The sequence below is a fragment of the Lacticaseibacillus sp. 866-1 genome, from assembly GCF_016861825.1.
Classification (GTDB): Bacteria; Bacillota; Bacilli; order Lactobacillales; family Lactobacillaceae; genus Lacticaseibacillus.
In genome coordinates, this window is the sequence record NZ_BOLU01000005.1 from 1 (window position 1) to 17,901 (window position 17,901).

Here is a 17,901-nt window from a genome sequence, read left to right on the forward strand (position 1 = left end):
TCGATTATGTAGTATGGCCTTGAACATCCATATTCTAATCGACGAGGAGAGTTTTTCGTATAACTCATTTGACTCCACCCGCACAGCGGGTGGTTTTGAGCCTCGCGCGTCTCCGCGCGAGCCCGGCTAAAGCCTCTATAAAAAAATCCGCCTGCGCTGGCAGACGGACCGTGATGGATCGTGAATTACTTGTCGAGCTTAACTTTGTCGGTGACTTCAAGCTTGTCGTTGAATGTGTAAACAACAGGTTCACCAGTGGTCATTTCCAAGTTGATGATGTCTTCATCGGAAATGTTTTCAATGTACTTGGTCAAAGCACGCAGGGAGTTGCCGTGCGCAGCAATGATGACATTCTTGCCGTCAAGCAGGTCCGGAGCAATGTGATCTTCCCAGAATGGGATAACGCGCTCCAAAGTGACCTTGAGGTTCTCGCCGCCAGGAATAATCCGGGGGTCGAGGTTCGCGTAACGACGGTCCTGAGCAGCGGAGCCTTCGTCGTCAGCGCTCAAAAGCGGTGGCAAAGTGTCGTATGAACGACGCCAGATGTGAACCTGCTCGTCGCCCCACTTCTTGGCTGCTTCGGCCTTGTTCTGGCCCTGCAAAGCGCCGTAGTGACGCTCGTTCAGCCGCCAGGTCTTGGTTTCTGGGATCCAAAGCTGATCGGATTCTTCCAGTGCGTAGTGCAAAGTCTTGATCGCACGGGTCAAAACGGACGTGTAAGCCTGATCGAATTCCAGGCCGGCCTTCTTGATGCGACGACCTGCTTCCTTCGCTTCTTCAGTTCCCTTTTCGGACAGGTCAACATCGACCCAGCCGGTAAACTGGTTGGACAGGTTCCATTCACTTTGGCCGTGACGGATAAGCACTAATTTTGCCATCGAGAGATTACCTCACTTTTTTATTTTGCTGCATTCACAGCTGTTTTCGACACTTAATGATACACCACTTGCAGAAAAAGCGCGACGTCTTTTACCTGCCGCGCGTTGTCGTCCCCATTGAGGCATCATTTCTGGTAGACTCGTAGCGGAGGTAATTTTATGCGTAAATATTGGTGGCTGACGGTGGTCGTGCTCTGGCTGGTCAGCATTGCGTACTTTCTGGTCTACGTCAACAGTCCTGCGCTGCGGACCGCAGTCGATGCTAGTACCGGCTTATCCATGCTGCACGGCGTCATGGACCTGCTGCTAATCGGCGGCGGCATCGCCATCATCGCCGGCTTATTGCACAAAATTTTTCATCGCCATTAAAAAACCAGCCGCATGCGGCTGATCAAAGGTTATTTTGCTCGCGCAGCCGTGATCGGCGGCGCTTTTTTTGTCGTCGGCAGTTTCTTAACGCCGAGCAGGTCGAGAATGAAGGTAAAAATCGGGATCCCGACGATCAGGCCCCAGGTGCCAAAAAGCCAGTCCCCGACCATCAGCACCACAAAGGTGAAGAAGACCGGCAGCTTGGTCCGGCTGCTCATGAATTTCGGGTTCAGGACGTAGGTTTCCAGCAGGTGAATCACAATGATCATGGCGATGATCGTGATCACGCCCCGCAAACCGCTGACCGTGTAGGCGATGATGGCCAGCGGCACGACCGAGATCAAGGCCCCGGCGACCGGCACCAGCGACAGCAGGAAGACCATGACGGCCAAGCTGGGAATGTTAGGCATTTTCAGGAAGATCAGCGTGATGGTGGTAATGGTCGTGTTGACCAGCGCAATAAAGAGCTGCGCCTCGATCACGACTCCGAACGACGCAATGAATTTGTTTGCAAAGTACGCGACGTCCTGAAAATACCAGCCAAACGTGGAATTAGTGAAGTTGTGGCCAAAGTGTCTCAGCTCATCGATTTCCATCGAGAAAAAGAAGCTGAGGATCAGCGATAAAACCAGCGTCACGCCCATGGCCGTCAAGCTGCCAGCGTACTGCAACAGCGCAGTCACCGAAGTCTTGATCTGATCGTTCAAATTCATCTGGTTGGCGGCCTGCACGACCCACTGCATGGCCTGATTGTTCGCAAAGGCCTTGCTGTTGTAAAAGTCGCTCACCGAGTTGACCAGGTGAATGGTTTGATTAACCACCGCCGGAACGTAGTGGATCACCGCATACGCCATCCCGGCGATAATCAGCAGGTACAAGGGCACAACGACTACCATCGCCGGCAGGTGCACATGGCGTCTGATGACCTTGATCAGCCGCGTCACCAAAAATGAGAAAATGAACGTCAACAAAATCGTGCTCATCACCGCGCGCACCAGCCACAAAATGATTACCAGGCTGGCCAGCACCACCCAGCGGCGCAGTTTCACATTGGCCACAAACCGTTCGTACTTGGTCATCAAACCCCTCCCGTCAGCTATCATTATACCCCAGATGAACAAAGGCGCCGCCCCCCTCGGGCGACGCCTGAACCTGCATCACTTATCTGCTTTAAACACTTTAAGCCGCTTGTTCGTGGCCTTCGAAACTTTTGTCAACTCACCACGCACCATAATGCGATCAGCACGCGTCGCTGTGTTCACTTCACAGGTGATCAGGGTGATCAACTTTTGGTTCGGGACCGGATCGACCCAGTGGACTTCGTACTGATCAACGTTTTTCTTCAGGGTCACCTTGTATCGATACACATTTTTCATGTCAGTGAGGTAGACGTTGTCGCCAGCTTTCACGTAACCCAGCGGGGAAAAGAGCACGCCTTTGTGGGAGGTGTCATGCCCTGCCAAGGCGTAATTCCCCTCGCCCATCTTCTGGTCCGCCGTCATGGTTGCAGCCCCAACTGAGAGGTTATCGTTGGCCAGCCCCTTCATAATCGGCAGGTGCAGGGACACCTTTGGAATCGCGATCATGCCGATCGCGTTCTTAGTGTTCATGGCCGCATTGCCCACAGTCCCTAAATCGAGGTCGTTAACTTTAGAGAAATCATAGGTGGCCTTCTTCTTATTGTTCTTAGCGACGACCTTTTGATCGAGCGTACTCAAAGTCGACCGACTCATCCAATCGACAACAAACAGCTTGATTTGTTCATTAAAAACCAGTGCTAACCCGACCACGAGACCGAGCGTCAAAAACACCCGCCAGGCCCAGGTCTTGGCCCTTGAACTTTTCTTCGAGTGCTTCCGGGCTTTCGCCATCTTGCTACCTCCTGTAAACGCGCTAAATCTGAATCTTGTGCTAATTATAACCCGTAAATTAATTGAGCACAACGGAGCGACTTGCGCCATAAATTGGAACGTTTATAATTGGGACAGAGGTTAAGGGTTGCCTAATAAGCCCCCAAGCCTGCCATTAGAGAGGATGAGTTTTTTGTCACAGTCGCAATCATCAATCAGTCGTTCCAAACACACCGCATTTATCGCCACGCTGCTGACTGGCACGTTCTCCATGTCGATTTCGCAGTCCTCACTAAGCACCGCGTATCCGACGTTCATGAAAAGCTTTGGGCTCAGTGCCAGCACTGTTTCCTGGCTGACCACCGGGTTCATGCTGGTGATGAGCCTGATGATTCCCGTTTCTCCATGGCTTTTGAACAATGTCGGGTTTAAAAAACTGTTTCAAAGCATCGTTGCTTTGTTCGCCATGGGCACGGTCTTTTGCATCTGGGCCCCGAGCTTCACGGTGCTGATGGTCGGTCGGCTGCTCGAGGCCCTCGCGGTCGGAATCATCTTCCCCAGCTACCAAACCGTGCTGCTGACGATCACGCCGCGGGCCGCGCGCGGGCGGACCATGGGCCTGGCGGGGCTGGTAATGGGCTCCGCCTTGGCGGTTGGGCCGATCATCTCGGGCGTGCTGCTCAGCTTCTTCCCGTGGCAGGCGCTGTTTGCCCTGTTTCTGATTGTCGCCCTAGCAGTCCTGGCGGCGTCCACCGTCACGATCACGGACGTCATGCCCAAGGCGCTGTCCGCGCTTGACTGGCTGTCGGTCATCCTCGCTGCCAGCTTCCCTGCTTTGCTGTACGTGCTGTCTGAAGCCACTCACGCGGGCATGAACACCGCGCTGTGGACTATCTTGATCATTTCGGTACTGGCTGCGGTCTGGTTCACCACGCGCCAGCTAAAAATGAAAAAGCCGCTGCTCGAGCTGCAGGTGTTCAAGACCTCGCTGTTCACAAAGGCGGTGTCGATGACCGGCATTTCCTACATCGCACTGATTGTCACCACCATCGTCATGCCGCTGTACTTCCAAGATGTCCTGAAAGTCTCACCGCTGATCTCCGGCCTGTCCCTGGTGCCGGCGGCGGTGCTGCTCAGCCTGCTGAACCCCCGCGCCGGGGCCCTGCTGGATAAAATTGGCCCGCGCCGCGTCGTCACGATCGGCATGAGTCTGATCGTCATCGGGTTTGTGCTGCTGGGTCTGCTTGTCGGCCGCATGCCGCTGATCGTCGCCATCATCGGCGCGATGTTCACCGAAGCCGGTAACGCATTTGTGATGATGCCGGCGGTCACGGCCGGCGCGAACGCCTTGCCCAAGGCGCTGATCTCCGATGGGACTGCGGTCACCACCACCATTCGCCAGCTGCTGGGCTCCACCGGGGTCGCCGTCGCCACCATGATCTTAAGCACCGTGCAGACGGCCACCGGCAGTCAAAATGCCGGCTTCACCGCCACTTTCTTCGCCTTTGCGCTCGTCGGCGCCGTCGGCCTGCTATTAGGTCTGACCATGCCAGGCAAACGAGAAGCATAAAAAAGCTCGCTGCCGCTGGTCTCAGCAAATTGAGACAGCGGCAGCGAGCTTTTTTAGTCCAACTGGATTTCTTCAAACGGCAGCCGCTCGTCAAACAAAATCGGCTGGTCCAACGTGATTTCATCCGGTCCCGTGCGGCACGTGAGCGCGATAATCTGGACGCCAGCCGCCTTGGCCGCGGTGATCGCCGGTGCCAGCTCTGGAAATCGCGCTTTGAAAATCGTCATGCTGGCGATGCCAGGCAGCTGCACCACAAATACCAGAAACGCACGGTAGCCGCTTTGCGCCGCGTGCGTCAGCGTGTGGACATGCTTGAGCCCGCGCGTGGTCGGGGCATCGGGAAACGCGGCCCGTTCCCCATTGGCCAACGTCACACCTTTGACCTCGACAAACCAGTCATGGCTGGCCGCGTCCTGCCCGGCAAAATCCAACCGACTGTCAAGGTAGGTCGTCTCTGGTCGCACCTGGTAAGGCTCTTCGCAGGTGGGCAGCACCAAGCTGCCATCAGTTAGTGCCGCATTGACCACGCGGTTGGGCGCAAGACTGTCAATGTTGATCCACCGGCCGTCGCGCTGGACTGCGATGATGTCGTACGGCGTTTTGCGAGCGGGGTTATCCGCCTTGCGAACGCTGATCGGCGCGCCGGGCAGCAGCAGCTCCTTGTTTCGGCCAGTGTTGCTGAGGTGCGCGGCAACTGGTTCGTCGGCCAACTGCACCGTGACGGTAAAGCGGCTGATCCGTTTGATCACGTGCCCGATGACCACATTTGAATATTTCACGCTATCCTCCAGACAAAAAAGCCGACAATCACTGCCGGCTTTGGCTTAACGAACGATGATGACCGAGGCGTCGGCTTCGCGCGCGATTTCCGCGGCGACGTGCCCCAGGCGCGAGCGCCCGCGCCGTTCGTGCGAGCCTAAAATAATCAGGTCCGGCTTGAAGGCCGGCACGATCTCGTCGAGAATCACAGCGGCCGGCTTGCCCTCGCCAATCAGCGGTTGGACGTCCTGGGCGCCAAAAGCCTCCGCCTTTTCAACGTAGGTGTTCAGGTGGGCGGCCATTTGGCTGCGCCGGTCGGCCAACAGGTCCGGAGAAAGCGATTGGTAAATGTTCAAATCGCCAGTTTCCAGAACCGAAACAATGCCCAACGGGATGTTGTAGATTTTGGCCAGTGTGGCCGCGTAGTTAAACGCCTTGTGGGAAGAATCATCGTCATCATCGTCGACCGCGAGCAGCAGGCGGTTATAATGCATCGACTCAACTTCAAAATCCTGTTCAGTTGCCATGTGCATGCCTCCTATGTCTGACCGCGGCGCGCCGCGGGTAACAGCTTTCCCATTGATTATACCGCAGTCTTGGACTTTAGGCGTTGATTTGCCTGTCGCGGCCAGTCACCGATCCAGACAGCCAGTTTCGCGGAAGTAGCGCGTGATCAACGGCTGACAAGCATCGCGCACGGCTGGCGCCAGAAAATACAGCGTTTGAACCACCCGATGCCAGGCGCTGAGGCGATACCCGGCGGCCAGGCCGGCAAAAACGCCGCCACGCGACCCTCGGCCAGCGCATGCGCCCAGCCGCGGCCCTGAACATAACCGCGCCAGTCGTGCTCCCGGTACAGGTACTCAAGCGCCCACTGGAACCACAGCCCGCGATCATCGCGGCTCAGAAATGGCGTCTCGGCATCCGCCCGCAGAATCAAGCTGCCAAGCAACGCGGCAAAACTGCGCAAAAAGACCTGGTCATTTTGCGGCTGATCGATGCCTTGCAAAATTGGTTTTGCCGCAACCACTGTCCGGTTGATCTGCGCCTTCTGGGCGAGCGTGAACCCGCTGGCCAGCCGTCCGCGGGCCATCAGGGTGAAAGTCACCTCGTCGCGCACATGCCCGTCTAGGTCGCCGACATGGGCCAGCAGCCAAGTCACTTCGGCATCAGTAAAAGTCAGCGGATCAGACTGCGTCAGTTTTTGTTCCAGTTCCTGCTGCATGTGCAACCACCTTCTTTGGCCACATCATAGCATAGCCGCCGGGCCCCTGAACACGCGCAAAAGCGCAAAAAAATAGGCTTCAAATCGGATCTTGCACTAATCACGATTCGAAGCCCTTTAAGAGTTAAGGTGATCCTCGGTATTGCGAAGTTGCTTACTAGAAACTTGGATACTGCGACACCTCTAATATCTCTTATTCACTTGTACGGTTAGACAACTTGAAGTACTTTGGTGCTGCCAGATAACTTGGCGTTGTGTGTTGTTACTTTATTCAACCGATATGCACCTTTATCTCGTCGTCATTCCGCTTGGATTATTGAGTCTCTTTAGCAGACTCACACCTCCATTAAACTGACAACTTTCTGGTTCTATCAGGTAGTTCACTTGGTGGCACAGAATCAGTTGTGCCTTAGCTCTAATCATGTGTTGGACAACCGGCACTTTCGAGCAGGTCTTGGTGGATCAAGTTCTTGGATCTCTCCGAGTGACCTCCCTTAACTCCATCTATAATATACCATGGTCCGCAGAATGGTGCAAGCGCTTACGCCGTTATTTTTAAAAGAAAAATCAGGTCGTCTTTTAATACTTAAACTGCCGTAGCGGACTGGCTGCGCCGTAGCCAAATTCCCGCAACATCCGCCGGTTTGGATCGATGGACACCACGTACCCGGCATACTCACTGGGCGTATTGATGAGGCGATTCCACTTGCGATTGTAATTGGTGGTCAACCCGTGCAGCCGGCCCATCAGCGCGGAGCAGTTCAGCAGGCTGTAGTGAATCCCGTTGACGCGGTAATCCTCTTCGGTGTGCCAGTGGCCGGCCAGGTAGCCGATGATGGTGCCGGAAGTCTGAGAAAAATCAAACCGGGCGCTCCCGCCGAAATCGGGATGCGTCCCGCATTCCACCCGGCCGGCATACTTCTCGTTAAAGGCCCGCAGCACCTCGTGCAGCGGCCGCCCGTTGAACTTTAGTCCGGGCTTGCCGCTGCGCACCATCGCCGGCGCGTGGGCCATGATCAAGACGTCGCGGGTGCCTGCACCAGCCAGCGCATCGCAGAGCTCCTGCAGCTGCTCGGCGGTGACCGCCAGCGTTTTTTTCAGGTCGTAGTTGCGGCGGCCGCCGATCCAGCGCACCGGGACATCAGAGGTGTTCAGCACGATCACCCGCACGGTCCCACTATCGAAAAAGGACAGTCCGTGGCGCGTCACTGAAGGCCCGCCGACCTGCTGGGTCATCGGCCGAAACACGGTGTCGTTAAACACCCAGGGGTGAAAACTGCCCGCAAACCGGCGATTTTTTTCGGCGTACTTATCGTTGTCGTCGTGGTTGCCCTTGGCAATCACAAACGGCAGATCATCCGCCTTGAAATCCGCGGCGATGTTGCGCAGCCGCCACATGGTCATGAACGCCGGCTCCGAGCCGTCCACCAGGTCGCCCAGGTGAATGCGCCAGGACACCGGCAGCTCTCCTGCCAGCCAATGCTGCTCCTGCACGTGCCAGTAGCCATTGGGCCCGTAATACGTCCGCGAAAAGGCGGTGCGGTCATGGGTGTCCGTGATCACCGCAAAATTCAGGGCCGAAGCCGGCAGCTGGGGCCGTACCCACTCGGCAAACTTGGTCAGATCCGCCTTGGCAAAGCGGCGAATAGAAATATTTGGACGCAGCAGCATAGATGCCCTCCTGACGATGCCCAATTGGCACCACTGGTGTTCTATCAGAAATTAAGCCACACACCCAGGCCCATGAACACGACCTGGGCCAGCGTAGTGAGAAACAAGCTCTTAATCGCAAGCGGGAACGTCTCGGTTTTCACTGGGCGTTTGGCAAACGTGCGCACATTTTTGACCACGATTGGAATGGTCACCAAAGTCAGCAGCGACAGCTTCGGCAGAATCTGCAGCCACACAGCGACAATGAGCGCCAAAAAACCGACCGTGTAGAGCCCGGCGAAGAAAATCAGGCTGCGCCGGCGCCCCAAGTAGTACACGATGGTCCGCCGGTTGAGCTGCTTGTCCTCTTCCTCGTCGGCGATGTTGTTGGCCAACAGCAGCGCCGCAATCGCGCCTTGCGCCAGCCCGGAAGCCAGCAGGACCGGCCAGATGAACGCCCAGTTAAACGCTGCGACCGAAAACGCGTTGACATAGACGGCAATCAGGAAGATCACGAACCCCATGGTGAAGCCGGAGAAAAATTCCCCCGTCGGCGTGGTGGAAATTGGCCGCGGGCCGCCGGCGTAACAGTACCCGACAGCAAAGCTGAACAGGCCCAGCCACAGCAGCGGCCAGCCGGTGCGGCTCACCATCCACAGCCCCAAAACGGCACTGGCGGCCATCATGGCCACAATCAGCCAACCGATGGCGCTTGGATTCAGGTGCTCGCGGCCGATGATGTTGGTCTTTTGCTGAAACGCCTCGGCCTCCACACGCTGGGCCCGCCGGTAGTCCTGGTAGTTATCATTCGCGTCCACGGCCATGTTGAACAGCAGCATCGCAATAAAAAACACGATCAGCTCAGGTAGATGGAGCGTGTGATAATGGTACCAGGCGTACAGTGTCCCCATCAGGAAAGGAAATACGGACGCGGTTTTAGCTTTAATTTCGACTAATTCAAAAAACACTTTCGCCTTCACAGGCTTTCCCCCTAATCCTCGGTCTTTGCGTTGACACTGTTAAAGATGCTGGGGTAGAGTTGACGTACAAGTGGAGGTCAACGTTATGGTCCAGCCGCAGTGGCAGCAATACCCCGAAGTCTATCAAAAACTCACCCTGGTGCAGACCCGCCTAGCAGACCGCACGCGTCTGCGCGTGCCGACAGTTAATGCCCGCGTGCAGGCACAGGTGGCAGCTGGGGGCAAAATGCTTCGTAGTGGGCTTATGTTTATGCTAGCGCGTTTCCATAACATTGACAATCCGTCTTTGATCTCCGCCGGGGCGGCGATCGAGGCTCTTCATTTGGCGACCCTTGAGCATGACGACGTGCTGGACACGTCAGCCATCCGCCGCGGCCTGCCGACACTTACGGCCACTGATGGCAACAAAGCCGCAATTTACGCCGGCGATTTTCTATTTTCCGTGTACTTCGAACTGCTCGCCGAGGCGGCTCCCACGGTGGCAAATGTGGGGACCAACGCGCGCATCATGCATCGGATTTTTATGGGGGAGCTCGACCAAAACGCCGTCAGCCGCGGCACCAAGCTGACGGTTCACCAGTATCTCCGGCAAATCAGCGGCAAAACCGCCGCCTTGTTTGGACTCGCAGCCTATCAAGGCGCCACCTTGTCCGGGGCCTCAGCCGCCGAGCAAACCGCCGCCTACCGGTACGGCCGGTGCGTTGGGATGGCTTTTCAAATGATTGACGACCTCTTGGACTTTACGGGCCGACCGGAGAAAATGCAAAAACCGCGCCTGGAAGACCTGCAAAATGGCATCTATACCCTGCCGGTACTGTACGCGCTGCGCGAAGATGACGGGACCTTAGCGGCGCTGCTTGAGCGCAGGACTGAGGACCCAAAGACCTTATCCGCGGCAGCTGCGCTGATCAGTGTTACCGGCATTCCTGAGGCTGAACGGCTGGCAACCGCGTACACTGATAAGGCCCTGGCAGCATTAAATGCCTTCCCCGCCGGTTCCAAACGGGACGAACTTCACCACCTGACGCAGCACCTCCTGACACGGAGTAACTAACTTTGAAATCAATCAAAACGAGCGCACACCATACTGGCCTGGTCGCGTTCCATCAAGCACCGCCCAAAACACAAGAGCCTCCGCACCGCGATTCTAAAAACGAATCGTGGCACAGAGGCCCTTGTGTTTTGGGCTAAACCCGCTTGATGTCGCAGTCTATTATTAGGCCTGACCGGCATCCAGCGCGTAAAGCCGCCGGTACCGCTCATTGTTGGCCATCAGATCAGCCGGGCTGCCAGCCATGGTCAGCTTCCCATCTTCTAGGAAAATAACCTGGTCGCACTGGCTGACCCCCTGCAGGTGATGGGTCACCCACAGGACAGTCTTTCCCGCCAAAACGCGGAACATGGTGTCCAGCAGCGCCTGTTCGGTAATTGGATCCAGCCCGACCGTGGGCTCATCCAGCAGCACGATTGACGCGTCTTGAAGCAGGATGCGCGCCAGCGACAGCCGCTGCCGCTCGCCACCGGAAAAGCCAAAGCCCGCCTCTTCGACTGGCGTGTCCATGCCTTTTGGCAAACCGGCGATCAGCTCGTCCAGCTGCACTTCCCTGAGCACCCGCTGAACGTCTTCATCGCTGGCCGCTTCATTGCCGAGTCGCACGTTGTTGAGAATCGACGTGTTGAACAAAAATGGACTCTGATCCAGCACCGCGAACAGCCTGGTGCGTTGGTCCTGATACTGCAGCACATTGACGCCGTCGAGGGTCACGGTACCGCGGGTCGGCGTGAGGTCGCCCAAGATCAGTTGGAGCAGCGTGGTTTTGCCCATGCCGCTGGGACCCAAGATTGCCAGTTTCTGACCGGCCTTGAGCATCAGGTTCAGGTGATCGATCAGGACTTCGCTTTCGGCATCATACTGGAAGGCCAAGTCCTGCACAGTCAAAGCGCCCACCGTGGCCGGCGCGGCGAGCTGCTCAGGCAAGGCACGCGTCGTCGGCTTCAGTTGGTTGAGGTGGGAAAGCGCCGTTTTATAGGTTGGCCACTCGCCGATGCCTTGCGCCACATTGGAGAAGGCCATAGAAAGTGGGAACATCACGAGGACAAACGAGCCAATCCAGTCGGCAGTCAGCTGCGTGCCGGCAAAGTACCAGCTCGCCCACACCATCAAACTGGCCGGCACTGCGCCGAAAAACAGGTTCGCGACAAAATCCCGCGCCCACTCAAACATTTTCGACCGGTGCGTGGAAGCAGCCAGCTGTGCCGTAGTCGTCGTGGCCTGGTCGACAAACTGCTCTTGGCGGTGGGTGATGGCCCAATCGGACAGGCCCAGCACGGCATCGGTCAGATCGACATAGGCTTTTTGATTCAGTTCCTTTTGCCGCAGCTTGCGCTTAGTTTCAATTAACAGCCCCCACCAGGGGATCAGGACGATCTGCACCAACAGCAGCAGCAGGACCCACAGGGCAAAACGCCAGTCGAAGATGCCCAACCCTAGCGTGATCAGCAGCGTCAAACCGCCGGCAACTACGGTGGGAAAAATCGCGCGCAGGTACATGTTTTGAATGTGCCCGATATCGTCGCTGAGCAGACTCAGAATGTCACCGGTTTGGTGATGCTCCTGGACGAACGCGGCATCGGTTTCCAGCACCTGATAAAGCTTGCGGCGCATGTGACTGGTGATTTTCAGCACCCAGTTGTGCGACGTCAGGCGTTCCAGGTACTGGAACACCGGCCGGCCGATCCCAAACGCACGGGTCAAAACGACTGGTACATAGATCGCGGCAAACAGCGGCATTGTGGCCGCAAAGTCGATCAAATAGCCCGAGGTGAACATCAAGGCCCCTGCGCAGAAATAGGTCAGCACCCCAAGGGCCAGCGACCAAAACAGCAGGTTTTTGTAGCGTTTGAGGTCTGGTTTGACCCAGGTATCATGCTTGAACATTGAACTCACCTCGCATTTCCGCGACCAGCTCCTGATAAGGCTTTGAGTGGGCCTGCAAGTCGGCCGGCGTGCCTTGCGCCACGATCCGGCCTTCCGCCATCACGATGACCCAGTCCATCTGATTCAGCCAGTGCAGCCGGTGCGTGGCAAAAATCACCAGCCGGTCTTTGAACAGTGGCACCAGCGTGGCCTTAAGCGCCGCCTCGGTTTCAATATCCAAGTGCGCGGTCGGTTCATCAAACAGCCAGACCTGCCGCTTAGCATCCAGCAGCGTGCGGCCCAGCGCGATCCGCTGGGCCTGACCGCCGGAAATGCCGCGGCCGCCTTCCCCAATGCGCGTGTCCAGCCCGTCGGGCAGCGTTTTGATCCAGTCAGTTAACCCAGCTTGGGCAACGGCTTCGGCCACCTCATCAGCGGTCGCGTCCGGCCGATAAAAGCGGACGTTGTCGGCAATCGACGTCGCAAAAATGTAAGGCGCCTGCGGAATATAGGACAGGTGATCCTGCCAGGCCGGCTGCGCCATGTGCGGCAACGCGTGACCATTGGCGGTAAATGGCGTGGTACCGGCATCCGGCTGCAGGAAGCCGCCAATCAGGTTCAGCAGCGTGGATTTGCCCGAGCCGCTGGGCCCGATGATGGCCACCTTTTGGCCACCGTGCAGCGTAAAACTGGCGTCAGACACGCCGGTTTCGCGCCCCGGGTAGGTGAAATTCAGGTGCTCGGCAGAAAGCGTTGCGTCCTGATCCCACCCGGTCAGCTCTGGCAGTCCTTCAACTGGCGTCGGCACCGGCTGGGCCAGTACCGTCAGCACCGCGTTCATCGCATTTTTGCCGTTGAGCGTGGCGTGATAGTCATTGCCGAACTCGCGGATCGGCATGAAGTACTCAGGCGCGAGGATCAAGGCGACCATCGCCGGGTACAGGGCCAGACTGCCGTTCAGCAGATCAATGCCCATGAACACGGCGACGACCGCGATAGACAGCGTCGCGAAAAAGTCCATTGCAAAACTCGACAGCATCGCAATTTTCAGCACGTTCATGGTTTGCTTGCGGTAACGTTCGGAGACCTGATAAACGTTATCCGCGTACTGCTTGGAGATGCCCATCAGCTGCAGTGTCTTGAGCCCGCGCAGCGAGTCGATGAACTGGTTCGACATCGACTGAAAACCGGCGTACTGCTTTTCGGATTCGTCCCGGGCCGCATACCCCAGGATGATCATGAATAAAATAATCACAGGAAACATGATCAGCAGGGCGATCCCGGCCAGGTGCTGCTGCATGAAGATGTACACCAGCAACACCCAAGGAATGATCATCATGTTGAGAATCTTGTTCAAAATCAATTCAATGTAATTCTGCGTTTCTGGGATACCATCCAGCGCCATCGTCACCAGGTTGCCGGTGCCTTCGCTGGCGGCCAGCTGCGGACCCAAGGCATACACCTTGGCCAGCAGCTGCTGCTGCAAAGCGCCGGCAGTTTTGCGGGCGAAGCGTTCGGCAATCACATTGCGCAGCCAGGTGATCAGCTGGCGCAGCGTGTAGGCTGCGGCAAAGCCGATCACGAACAGCCAGAGCCCAGAAAGTGGTTTGCGCTGCCAGGCGTGCACGATGCCGGCGGCCAGAAAATGACCTTGGCCTAAAATGACAAATGCTTGCACGAGCGCGAGCCCGGCAAGCATTGTCATAATCGTCCGCATTCCCGGCAAACGCATAAGTCGTTTGTCGATCATACTGTTACTCCTTTGTTGTCTCAGAAATCAGGCATTGCCTTTTGGCGCGACGCGTTTGTGGAACACGACGTAGCTCCAGATGAAGTACGCCAGCGCGATCGGCAGCAGCACACAGGTGACGCCGGTCATGATTTCAAGCGTCAACGGACTGGCCGACGCGTCGGCGATCATGATTGAGTGGGCCGCATTTTGCGCGATCATCACCCGTGGGAACAGGCCGTTGAAAATCAGCCCGACCACCAGAGCAAGCCCCAGGCCAGAGCCGATGAACGACACCAGTTCGTTGTCCTTGAGCACCCCGAAGTGCTGGATCACCGCCACGCATACAATCAGCAAAATGATCAGCGTGGTGGAAATTGGCCGCTTCGCGAAGAAGTCAGTGAAGAAGAACACCAACAGCGCGAAGACGACTTCCCCGGCGTACAGCACCCAGGAAAGCACCTGGTTGTACTGACGCGCACGGGCCCGCAGCGGGCCGGTGGTCTTCAGCCGGATGAAGTTCAACCCGTGCATGAAGCACATCAAGGTGACCGCCACCCCGCCGACGATCGTCAGCAGGTTGATCTGATTGCCCAGGGTCGCAAAAACGTTGCCCTGCGCGTCGATTGGCAGCGGCTGCATGATCGCGGTGAAAATCATCCCGAGGATGAACGGCGGGATCACTGAGCCGCAAAACAGTGCCCAGCGCCAGATGCTGCGACCGCGCGCGGTTTCCGCGTGGGCGGCGAATTCAAACGACACGCCGCGAATGATCAGGCCAAACAGCACCAGGAAGAACATGATGTAAAACCCAGAGAACAGGCTGGCGTACCACAGCGGATAAGAGGCAAACATTGCCCCGCCGGCCGTGATCAGCCAGACTTCGTTGCCGTCCCAGTGCGGCCCAATGGTGGCGACCAGCTGGGTGCGCTCGTCCTCGTTGTGGGCAAGCAGGCGTGAGGCCATACCGACCCCGAAGTCAAACCCTTCCAGGAAGAAGAAGCCGATGAACAGGACGGCAAGCAGTAAGAACCAGAGAATTTGTAAGCCGCTCATTTTGCGAACGCCTCCTTAGCAAACGGATCCTTGGCAACCCCATAATTGGTGTCCAGCGGTCCGTCTGGCCCATTGACGAGCACGCGGTGACTATAGTAAATCATCACGCCGCCCAGCAGGGTGAAGATCAGGAAGTACACAATGTTCGTGAACAGCAGCTGGCCGACCGTAGTGGTTGGCGAAACCGCATCGGCGATCGTGTACAACCCGTACACGACCCACGGATACCGGCCCAGTTCGGTGATGAACCAGCCGGCAGTGTTGGCAATAAACGGCATCCAAAGCGCAAAGCCGGTCACATACAGCAGCCACCGCTTATTTTCAATCGTGTCCTTCTTCTTGCGGGAGAACCACAGCACGGCGGCAGATCCGATGATCAGGCCAGTGCCAATCCCGGCCATGACCCGGAAGGACCAAAACAGCGTCTTCACCGGCACGTAATAGTTCTTGTCGGCCCCGTACTTCTTTTCTAGTTCCTTGTTGACAGTATCCATGCCTTTAACCGCGCCGGTCGTCCTGTGATAAGACAGCAGGCTCAGCAGGTAAGGAATTTCAATGTTGCCCTTGACCGTGTGATCCTTGGTGTTGATCAGTTCAACCACCGCCCACGAGGCCGGGCTCTTGGTATCCTTGTAAATTCCTTCAGTTGCCGCGAACTTCATCGGCTGGTCATTCATCATGAATCGCGTCTGCAAGTCGCCGACAAAGACGACGCCGATCGACGCGATCAGCCCAACCGTGAGGCCAATGCGCATGGACTTCTTGTAAAAGTCCACGTGGTCATGCTTGAGAATCCGCCAGGCCGACATGCCAGCCACGGCAAACGCCGCGGTAACAAAGGCCCCGAAGACCACATGCGGGAATTCGACCCAGAGCTGCGGATTGCCGATCACCGCCATGAAGTTAACCAGCTTGACGCGCCCGGTCGCCTCATTGATGGCAAACCCGGTCGGGTGCTGCATGAACGAGTTCGCGCTGAGGATCCAGATCGCCGACAGCGTCGTGCCCAGCCACACAAACCAAATCAACGCGGCGTGGTCAGCCGGCTTGAAGCGGTCCCAGGTGAACATCCACAGGCCGATAAACGTCGACTCCATGAAGAATGCCAGCAGCGCTTCGATCGCCAGTGGTGCCCCAAAAATATCTCCCATGAACCGGGAGTAATTCGACCAGTTCATCCCGAACTGGAATTCCTGAATAATACCGGTGACGACCCCAACGGCGAAGCTCAACAGGAAGATCCTGCCCCAAAACTTCGTCATTTTCTTATACATCTCGTCCTTCGTCCGGACGTACATGGTCTCCATAATCGCGGTGACCAGCGCCATCCCGATGGAGAATGGAACGAAGAAAAAGTGGAAAACAGTCGTCATGGCAAATTGGAACCGTGCAAGACCAAGAACAGATAACCCTGCAATCATCGCCATAACCTCCTTGCGGTGCCGCTTTGGCACCGAAATTTGCGACGTCCCCCACGTCGAAAAAAGCACTTACACTAGTACGATTCTAGTTTAGCACCAGGCCGATAAAAAAACACGGTTTCCCCGCCGGAAACCGCGTTGAGCTTATCCTTGAATCACTTTTTTGATCAGCTGAAATTTGGCCGGGGCCGATTGACCGATTGTGAACGCCTGATGAACGGCCTGCTCGATGGCGGCGGTCTCCTGGCTATCCGCATGCAGCGTCACCAGCGTATCGCCAACAGACACTGGCGTCCCCAGCTTTTTATGGAGCACCAGCCCCACTGCGAGGTCGAGCTGGTCGCCTTTTTTGGCGCGCCCGCCGCCCAGCTGCATCGCGGCTAGCCCCAGTGCATTGGTGTCGATACCGGTCACTACGCCAGCTTGCGTCGCTTTCACGTCGACCCGGTACTTGGCCTGTGGCAACCGTCTTGGGTCATCCACCACCGCTGGGTCACCACCTTGCGCCTTGATCAATTGCTTGAATGCGTTCAGTGCCCGGCCGTCGCGAAGGGCGTCTTCTGCCATGCCGATTGCCTGCTCAAGGCTTTGCGTCTTGCCGCCGAGCACCAGCATGTGGGCGGCCAGCGTCACAGTGAGGTCACGGACATCTTTCGGCCCGCGATTGCGCAAAATGGCGATACTTTCAGCGATTTCAAGCGAGTTGCCGATCGTGATGCCAAGCGGCTGGTCCATGTTGGTAAGTAGCGCCACACTCTTAACCCCCGCCTGCTTGGCGATAGTCACCAGTGCCTGCGCCAACTTTTCTGCGTCCGCCTCGGTTTTCATGAAGGCGCCATTGCCGACTTTGACGTCGAACACCAATGCACTGGTGCCGGAGGCGATTTTTTTGGACATGATCGAGCTGGCAATCAGTGGGATTGACTCCACAGTGGCGGTCACGTCGCGCAGGGCGTAAAGGCGCCGGTCCGCCGGGGCCAGGTCACCGGACGCCGAGACAATGGCCTGGTGAATGCTGGCCACCTGCGTCTTAAATTCCTGCTCGGAGAGGTCAACGCGAAAACCGGGAATGCTTTCCAGCTTATCAAGTGTCCCGCCGGTGTGGCCAAGGCCGCGGCCCGAGATCATTGGCACTGGCACGCCCAGGCAGGCCACCAGCGGCGTCAGGGGAATGCTGATCTTGTCGCCGACCCCACCGGTCGAGTGCTTATCGACCTTGATGCCGGGGATGTCGGACAGATCCAGCCGGTCCCCCGAGTTGAGCATCGCCATGGCCAAGTCAGCCTGCTCGGCCTCTCCCATGCCCTTGAAATAGGTCGCCATTAAAAAGGCACTCATCTGATAGTCGGGGATCTCATCTTTGACGTATCCCGTGATCATCCAGTTGATTTCCTCTTTGGTCAATGTCTGCCCGTCGCGTTTCTTCGCAATCAGATCCACCATGCGCATCGCGATCCCTGCTTTCCTGTTGAGATAATTCTATTGTAGCAGACTAAC

16 protein-coding genes are annotated in these 17,901 nt (G+C 56.9%); 3 read left to right on the forward strand and 13 right to left on the reverse strand.

Annotated features, from left to right (window positions below; all coding sequences use genetic code 11):
* Positions 1-185 precede the first annotated feature (185 nt).
* Positions 186-878 carry a 2,3-diphosphoglycerate-dependent phosphoglycerate mutase gene (locus tag JUE30_RS02615; protein WP_125757751.1) on the reverse strand — a complete coding sequence of 231 codons (693 nt, stop codon included), beginning with the start codon at positions 876-878 and terminating at the stop codon, positions 186-188.
* A 159-nt stretch (positions 879-1,037) separates the two neighbouring features.
* On the opposite strand from JUE30_RS02615, the gene JUE30_RS02620 reads away from it, so the two are divergent.
* Positions 1,038-1,247: a hypothetical protein gene (locus tag JUE30_RS02620; RefSeq protein WP_203623499.1), complete on the forward strand. Its 210-nt coding sequence runs from the start codon at positions 1,038-1,040 to the stop codon at positions 1,245-1,247.
* Between the two features lie 29 nt (positions 1,248-1,276).
* Here JUE30_RS02620 and JUE30_RS02625 read toward each other — a convergent pair whose 3' ends face one another.
* Positions 1,277-2,326, reverse strand: a complete 1,050-nt coding sequence (locus tag JUE30_RS02625) for an AI-2E family transporter (RefSeq protein ID WP_203623500.1) — start codon at positions 2,324-2,326, stop codon at positions 1,277-1,279.
* Positions 2,327-2,404: 78 nt separating this feature from the next.
* A complete protein-coding gene (locus tag JUE30_RS02630) occupies positions 2,405-3,118 on the reverse strand; it encodes a class A sortase (protein ID WP_125757745.1) in 714 nt (237 codons plus the stop codon).
* Positions 3,119-3,311: 193 nt separating this feature from the next.
* On the opposite strand from JUE30_RS02630, the gene JUE30_RS02635 reads away from it, so the two are divergent.
* Positions 3,312-4,667 carry an MFS transporter gene (locus JUE30_RS02635; protein ID WP_255533253.1) on the forward strand — a complete coding sequence of 452 codons (1,356 nt, stop codon included), beginning with the start codon at positions 3,312-3,314 and terminating at the stop codon, positions 4,665-4,667.
* Positions 4,668-4,720: 53 nt separating this feature from the next.
* Here JUE30_RS02635 and sfsA read toward each other — a convergent pair whose 3' ends face one another.
* The 5 genes from sfsA to JUE30_RS02660 all read right to left on the reverse strand — a co-directional run bounded on the left by sfsA (position 4,721) and on the right by JUE30_RS02660 (position 9,281).
* Positions 4,721-5,446: a DNA/RNA nuclease SfsA gene (gene sfsA, locus JUE30_RS02640; protein ID WP_203623502.1), complete on the reverse strand. Its 726-nt coding sequence runs from the start codon at positions 5,444-5,446 to the stop codon at positions 4,721-4,723.
* Between the two features lie 45 nt (positions 5,447-5,491).
* On the reverse strand, positions 5,492-5,953 hold the full coding sequence (locus tag JUE30_RS02645) for a universal stress protein (protein WP_125757739.1): 462 nt from the start codon (positions 5,951-5,953) through the stop codon (positions 5,492-5,494).
* Positions 5,954-6,099: 146 nt separating this feature from the next.
* Positions 6,100-6,651, reverse strand: a complete 552-nt coding sequence (locus JUE30_RS02650) for a DUF2785 domain-containing protein (protein WP_203623503.1) — start codon at positions 6,649-6,651, stop codon at positions 6,100-6,102.
* A gap of 579 nt (positions 6,652-7,230) precedes the next feature.
* A complete protein-coding gene (locus JUE30_RS02655) occupies positions 7,231-8,322 on the reverse strand; it encodes a metallophosphoesterase (RefSeq protein ID WP_203623504.1) in 1,092 nt (363 codons plus the stop codon).
* Positions 8,323-8,366: 44 nt separating this feature from the next.
* Positions 8,367-9,281: a prenyltransferase gene (locus JUE30_RS02660; protein WP_203623505.1), complete on the reverse strand. Its 915-nt coding sequence runs from the start codon at positions 9,279-9,281 to the stop codon at positions 8,367-8,369.
* Positions 9,282-9,366: 85 nt separating this feature from the next.
* Between JUE30_RS02660 and JUE30_RS02665 the strand changes: the two genes are divergently transcribed.
* Positions 9,367-10,335, forward strand: coding sequence for a polyprenyl synthetase family protein (locus JUE30_RS02665; RefSeq protein ID WP_125757730.1), 969 nt, complete (start codon positions 9,367-9,369; stop codon positions 10,333-10,335).
* Between the two features lie 162 nt (positions 10,336-10,497).
* Here the strand turns inward: JUE30_RS02665 and cydC are convergent, their stop codons facing one another.
* The 5 genes from cydC to JUE30_RS02690 all read right to left on the reverse strand — a co-directional run bounded on the left by cydC (position 10,498) and on the right by JUE30_RS02690 (position 17,853).
* Positions 10,498-12,219, reverse strand: coding sequence for a thiol reductant ABC exporter subunit CydC (cydC, locus tag JUE30_RS02670; RefSeq protein WP_203623506.1), 1,722 nt, complete (start codon positions 12,217-12,219; stop codon positions 10,498-10,500).
* The gene (cydD, locus tag JUE30_RS02675; RefSeq protein ID WP_203623507.1) at positions 12,206-13,948 is read right to left on the reverse strand and encodes a thiol reductant ABC exporter subunit CydD; all 1,743 of its coding nucleotides are present in this window, start codon (positions 13,946-13,948) and stop codon (positions 12,206-12,208) included. The genes cydC and cydD overlap by 14 nt, the downstream gene beginning before the upstream one ends.
* A gap of 27 nt (positions 13,949-13,975) precedes the next feature.
* Positions 13,976-14,983: a cytochrome d ubiquinol oxidase subunit II gene (gene cydB / locus JUE30_RS02680; RefSeq protein WP_203623508.1), complete on the reverse strand. Its 1,008-nt coding sequence runs from the start codon at positions 14,981-14,983 to the stop codon at positions 13,976-13,978.
* The gene (locus JUE30_RS02685; protein ID WP_203623509.1) at positions 14,980-16,404 is read right to left on the reverse strand and encodes a cytochrome ubiquinol oxidase subunit I; all 1,425 of its coding nucleotides are present in this window, start codon (positions 16,402-16,404) and stop codon (positions 14,980-14,982) included. Before JUE30_RS02685 ends, cydB begins: the two co-directional genes overlap by 4 nt.
* Before the next feature lie 144 nt (positions 16,405-16,548).
* Positions 16,549-17,853, reverse strand: coding sequence for a pyrimidine-nucleoside phosphorylase (locus JUE30_RS02690; protein ID WP_203623510.1), 1,305 nt, complete (start codon positions 17,851-17,853; stop codon positions 16,549-16,551).
* Positions 17,854-17,901: the final 48 nt, after the last annotated feature.

Excerpts from the sequence above, each read along its gene's own strand:
- JUE30_RS02655 (WP_203623504.1), bottom strand. The coding sequence starts at position 8,322 with ATGCTGCTGCGTCCAAATATTTCTATTCGCCGCTTTGCCAAGGCGGAT.
- JUE30_RS02650 (WP_203623503.1), bottom strand. The coding sequence starts at position 6,651 with ATGCAGCAGGAACTGGAACAAAAACTGACGCAGTCTGATCCGCTGACT.
- JUE30_RS02615 (WP_125757751.1), bottom strand. The coding sequence starts at position 878 with ATGGCAAAATTAGTGCTTATCCGTCACGGCCAAAGTGAATGGAACCTG.
- JUE30_RS02690 (WP_203623510.1), bottom strand. The coding sequence starts at position 17,853 with ATGCGCATGGTGGATCTGATTGCGAAGAAACGCGACGGGCAGACATTG.
- cydB (WP_203623508.1), bottom strand. The coding sequence starts at position 14,983 with ATGAGCGGCTTACAAATTCTCTGGTTCTTACTGCTTGCCGTCCTGTTC.
- cydC (WP_203623506.1), bottom strand. The coding sequence starts at position 12,219 with ATGTTCAAGCATGATACCTGGGTCAAACCAGACCTCAAACGCTACAAA.
- JUE30_RS02685 (WP_203623509.1), bottom strand. The coding sequence starts at position 16,404 with ATGATTGCAGGGTTATCTGTTCTTGGTCTTGCACGGTTCCAATTTGCC.
- JUE30_RS02645 (WP_125757739.1), bottom strand. The coding sequence starts at position 5,953 with ATGGCAACTGAACAGGATTTTGAAGTTGAGTCGATGCATTATAACCGC.
- JUE30_RS02620 (WP_203623499.1), top strand. The coding sequence starts at position 1,038 with ATGCGTAAATATTGGTGGCTGACGGTGGTCGTGCTCTGGCTGGTCAGC.
- cydD (WP_203623507.1), bottom strand. The coding sequence starts at position 13,948 with ATGATCGACAAACGACTTATGCGTTTGCCGGGAATGCGGACGATTATG.
- JUE30_RS02665 (WP_125757730.1), top strand. The coding sequence starts at position 9,367 with ATGGTCCAGCCGCAGTGGCAGCAATACCCCGAAGTCTATCAAAAACTC.
- JUE30_RS02625 (WP_203623500.1), bottom strand. The coding sequence starts at position 2,326 with ATGACCAAGTACGAACGGTTTGTGGCCAATGTGAAACTGCGCCGCTGG.
- JUE30_RS02630 (WP_125757745.1), bottom strand. The coding sequence starts at position 3,118 with ATGGCGAAAGCCCGGAAGCACTCGAAGAAAAGTTCAAGGGCCAAGACC.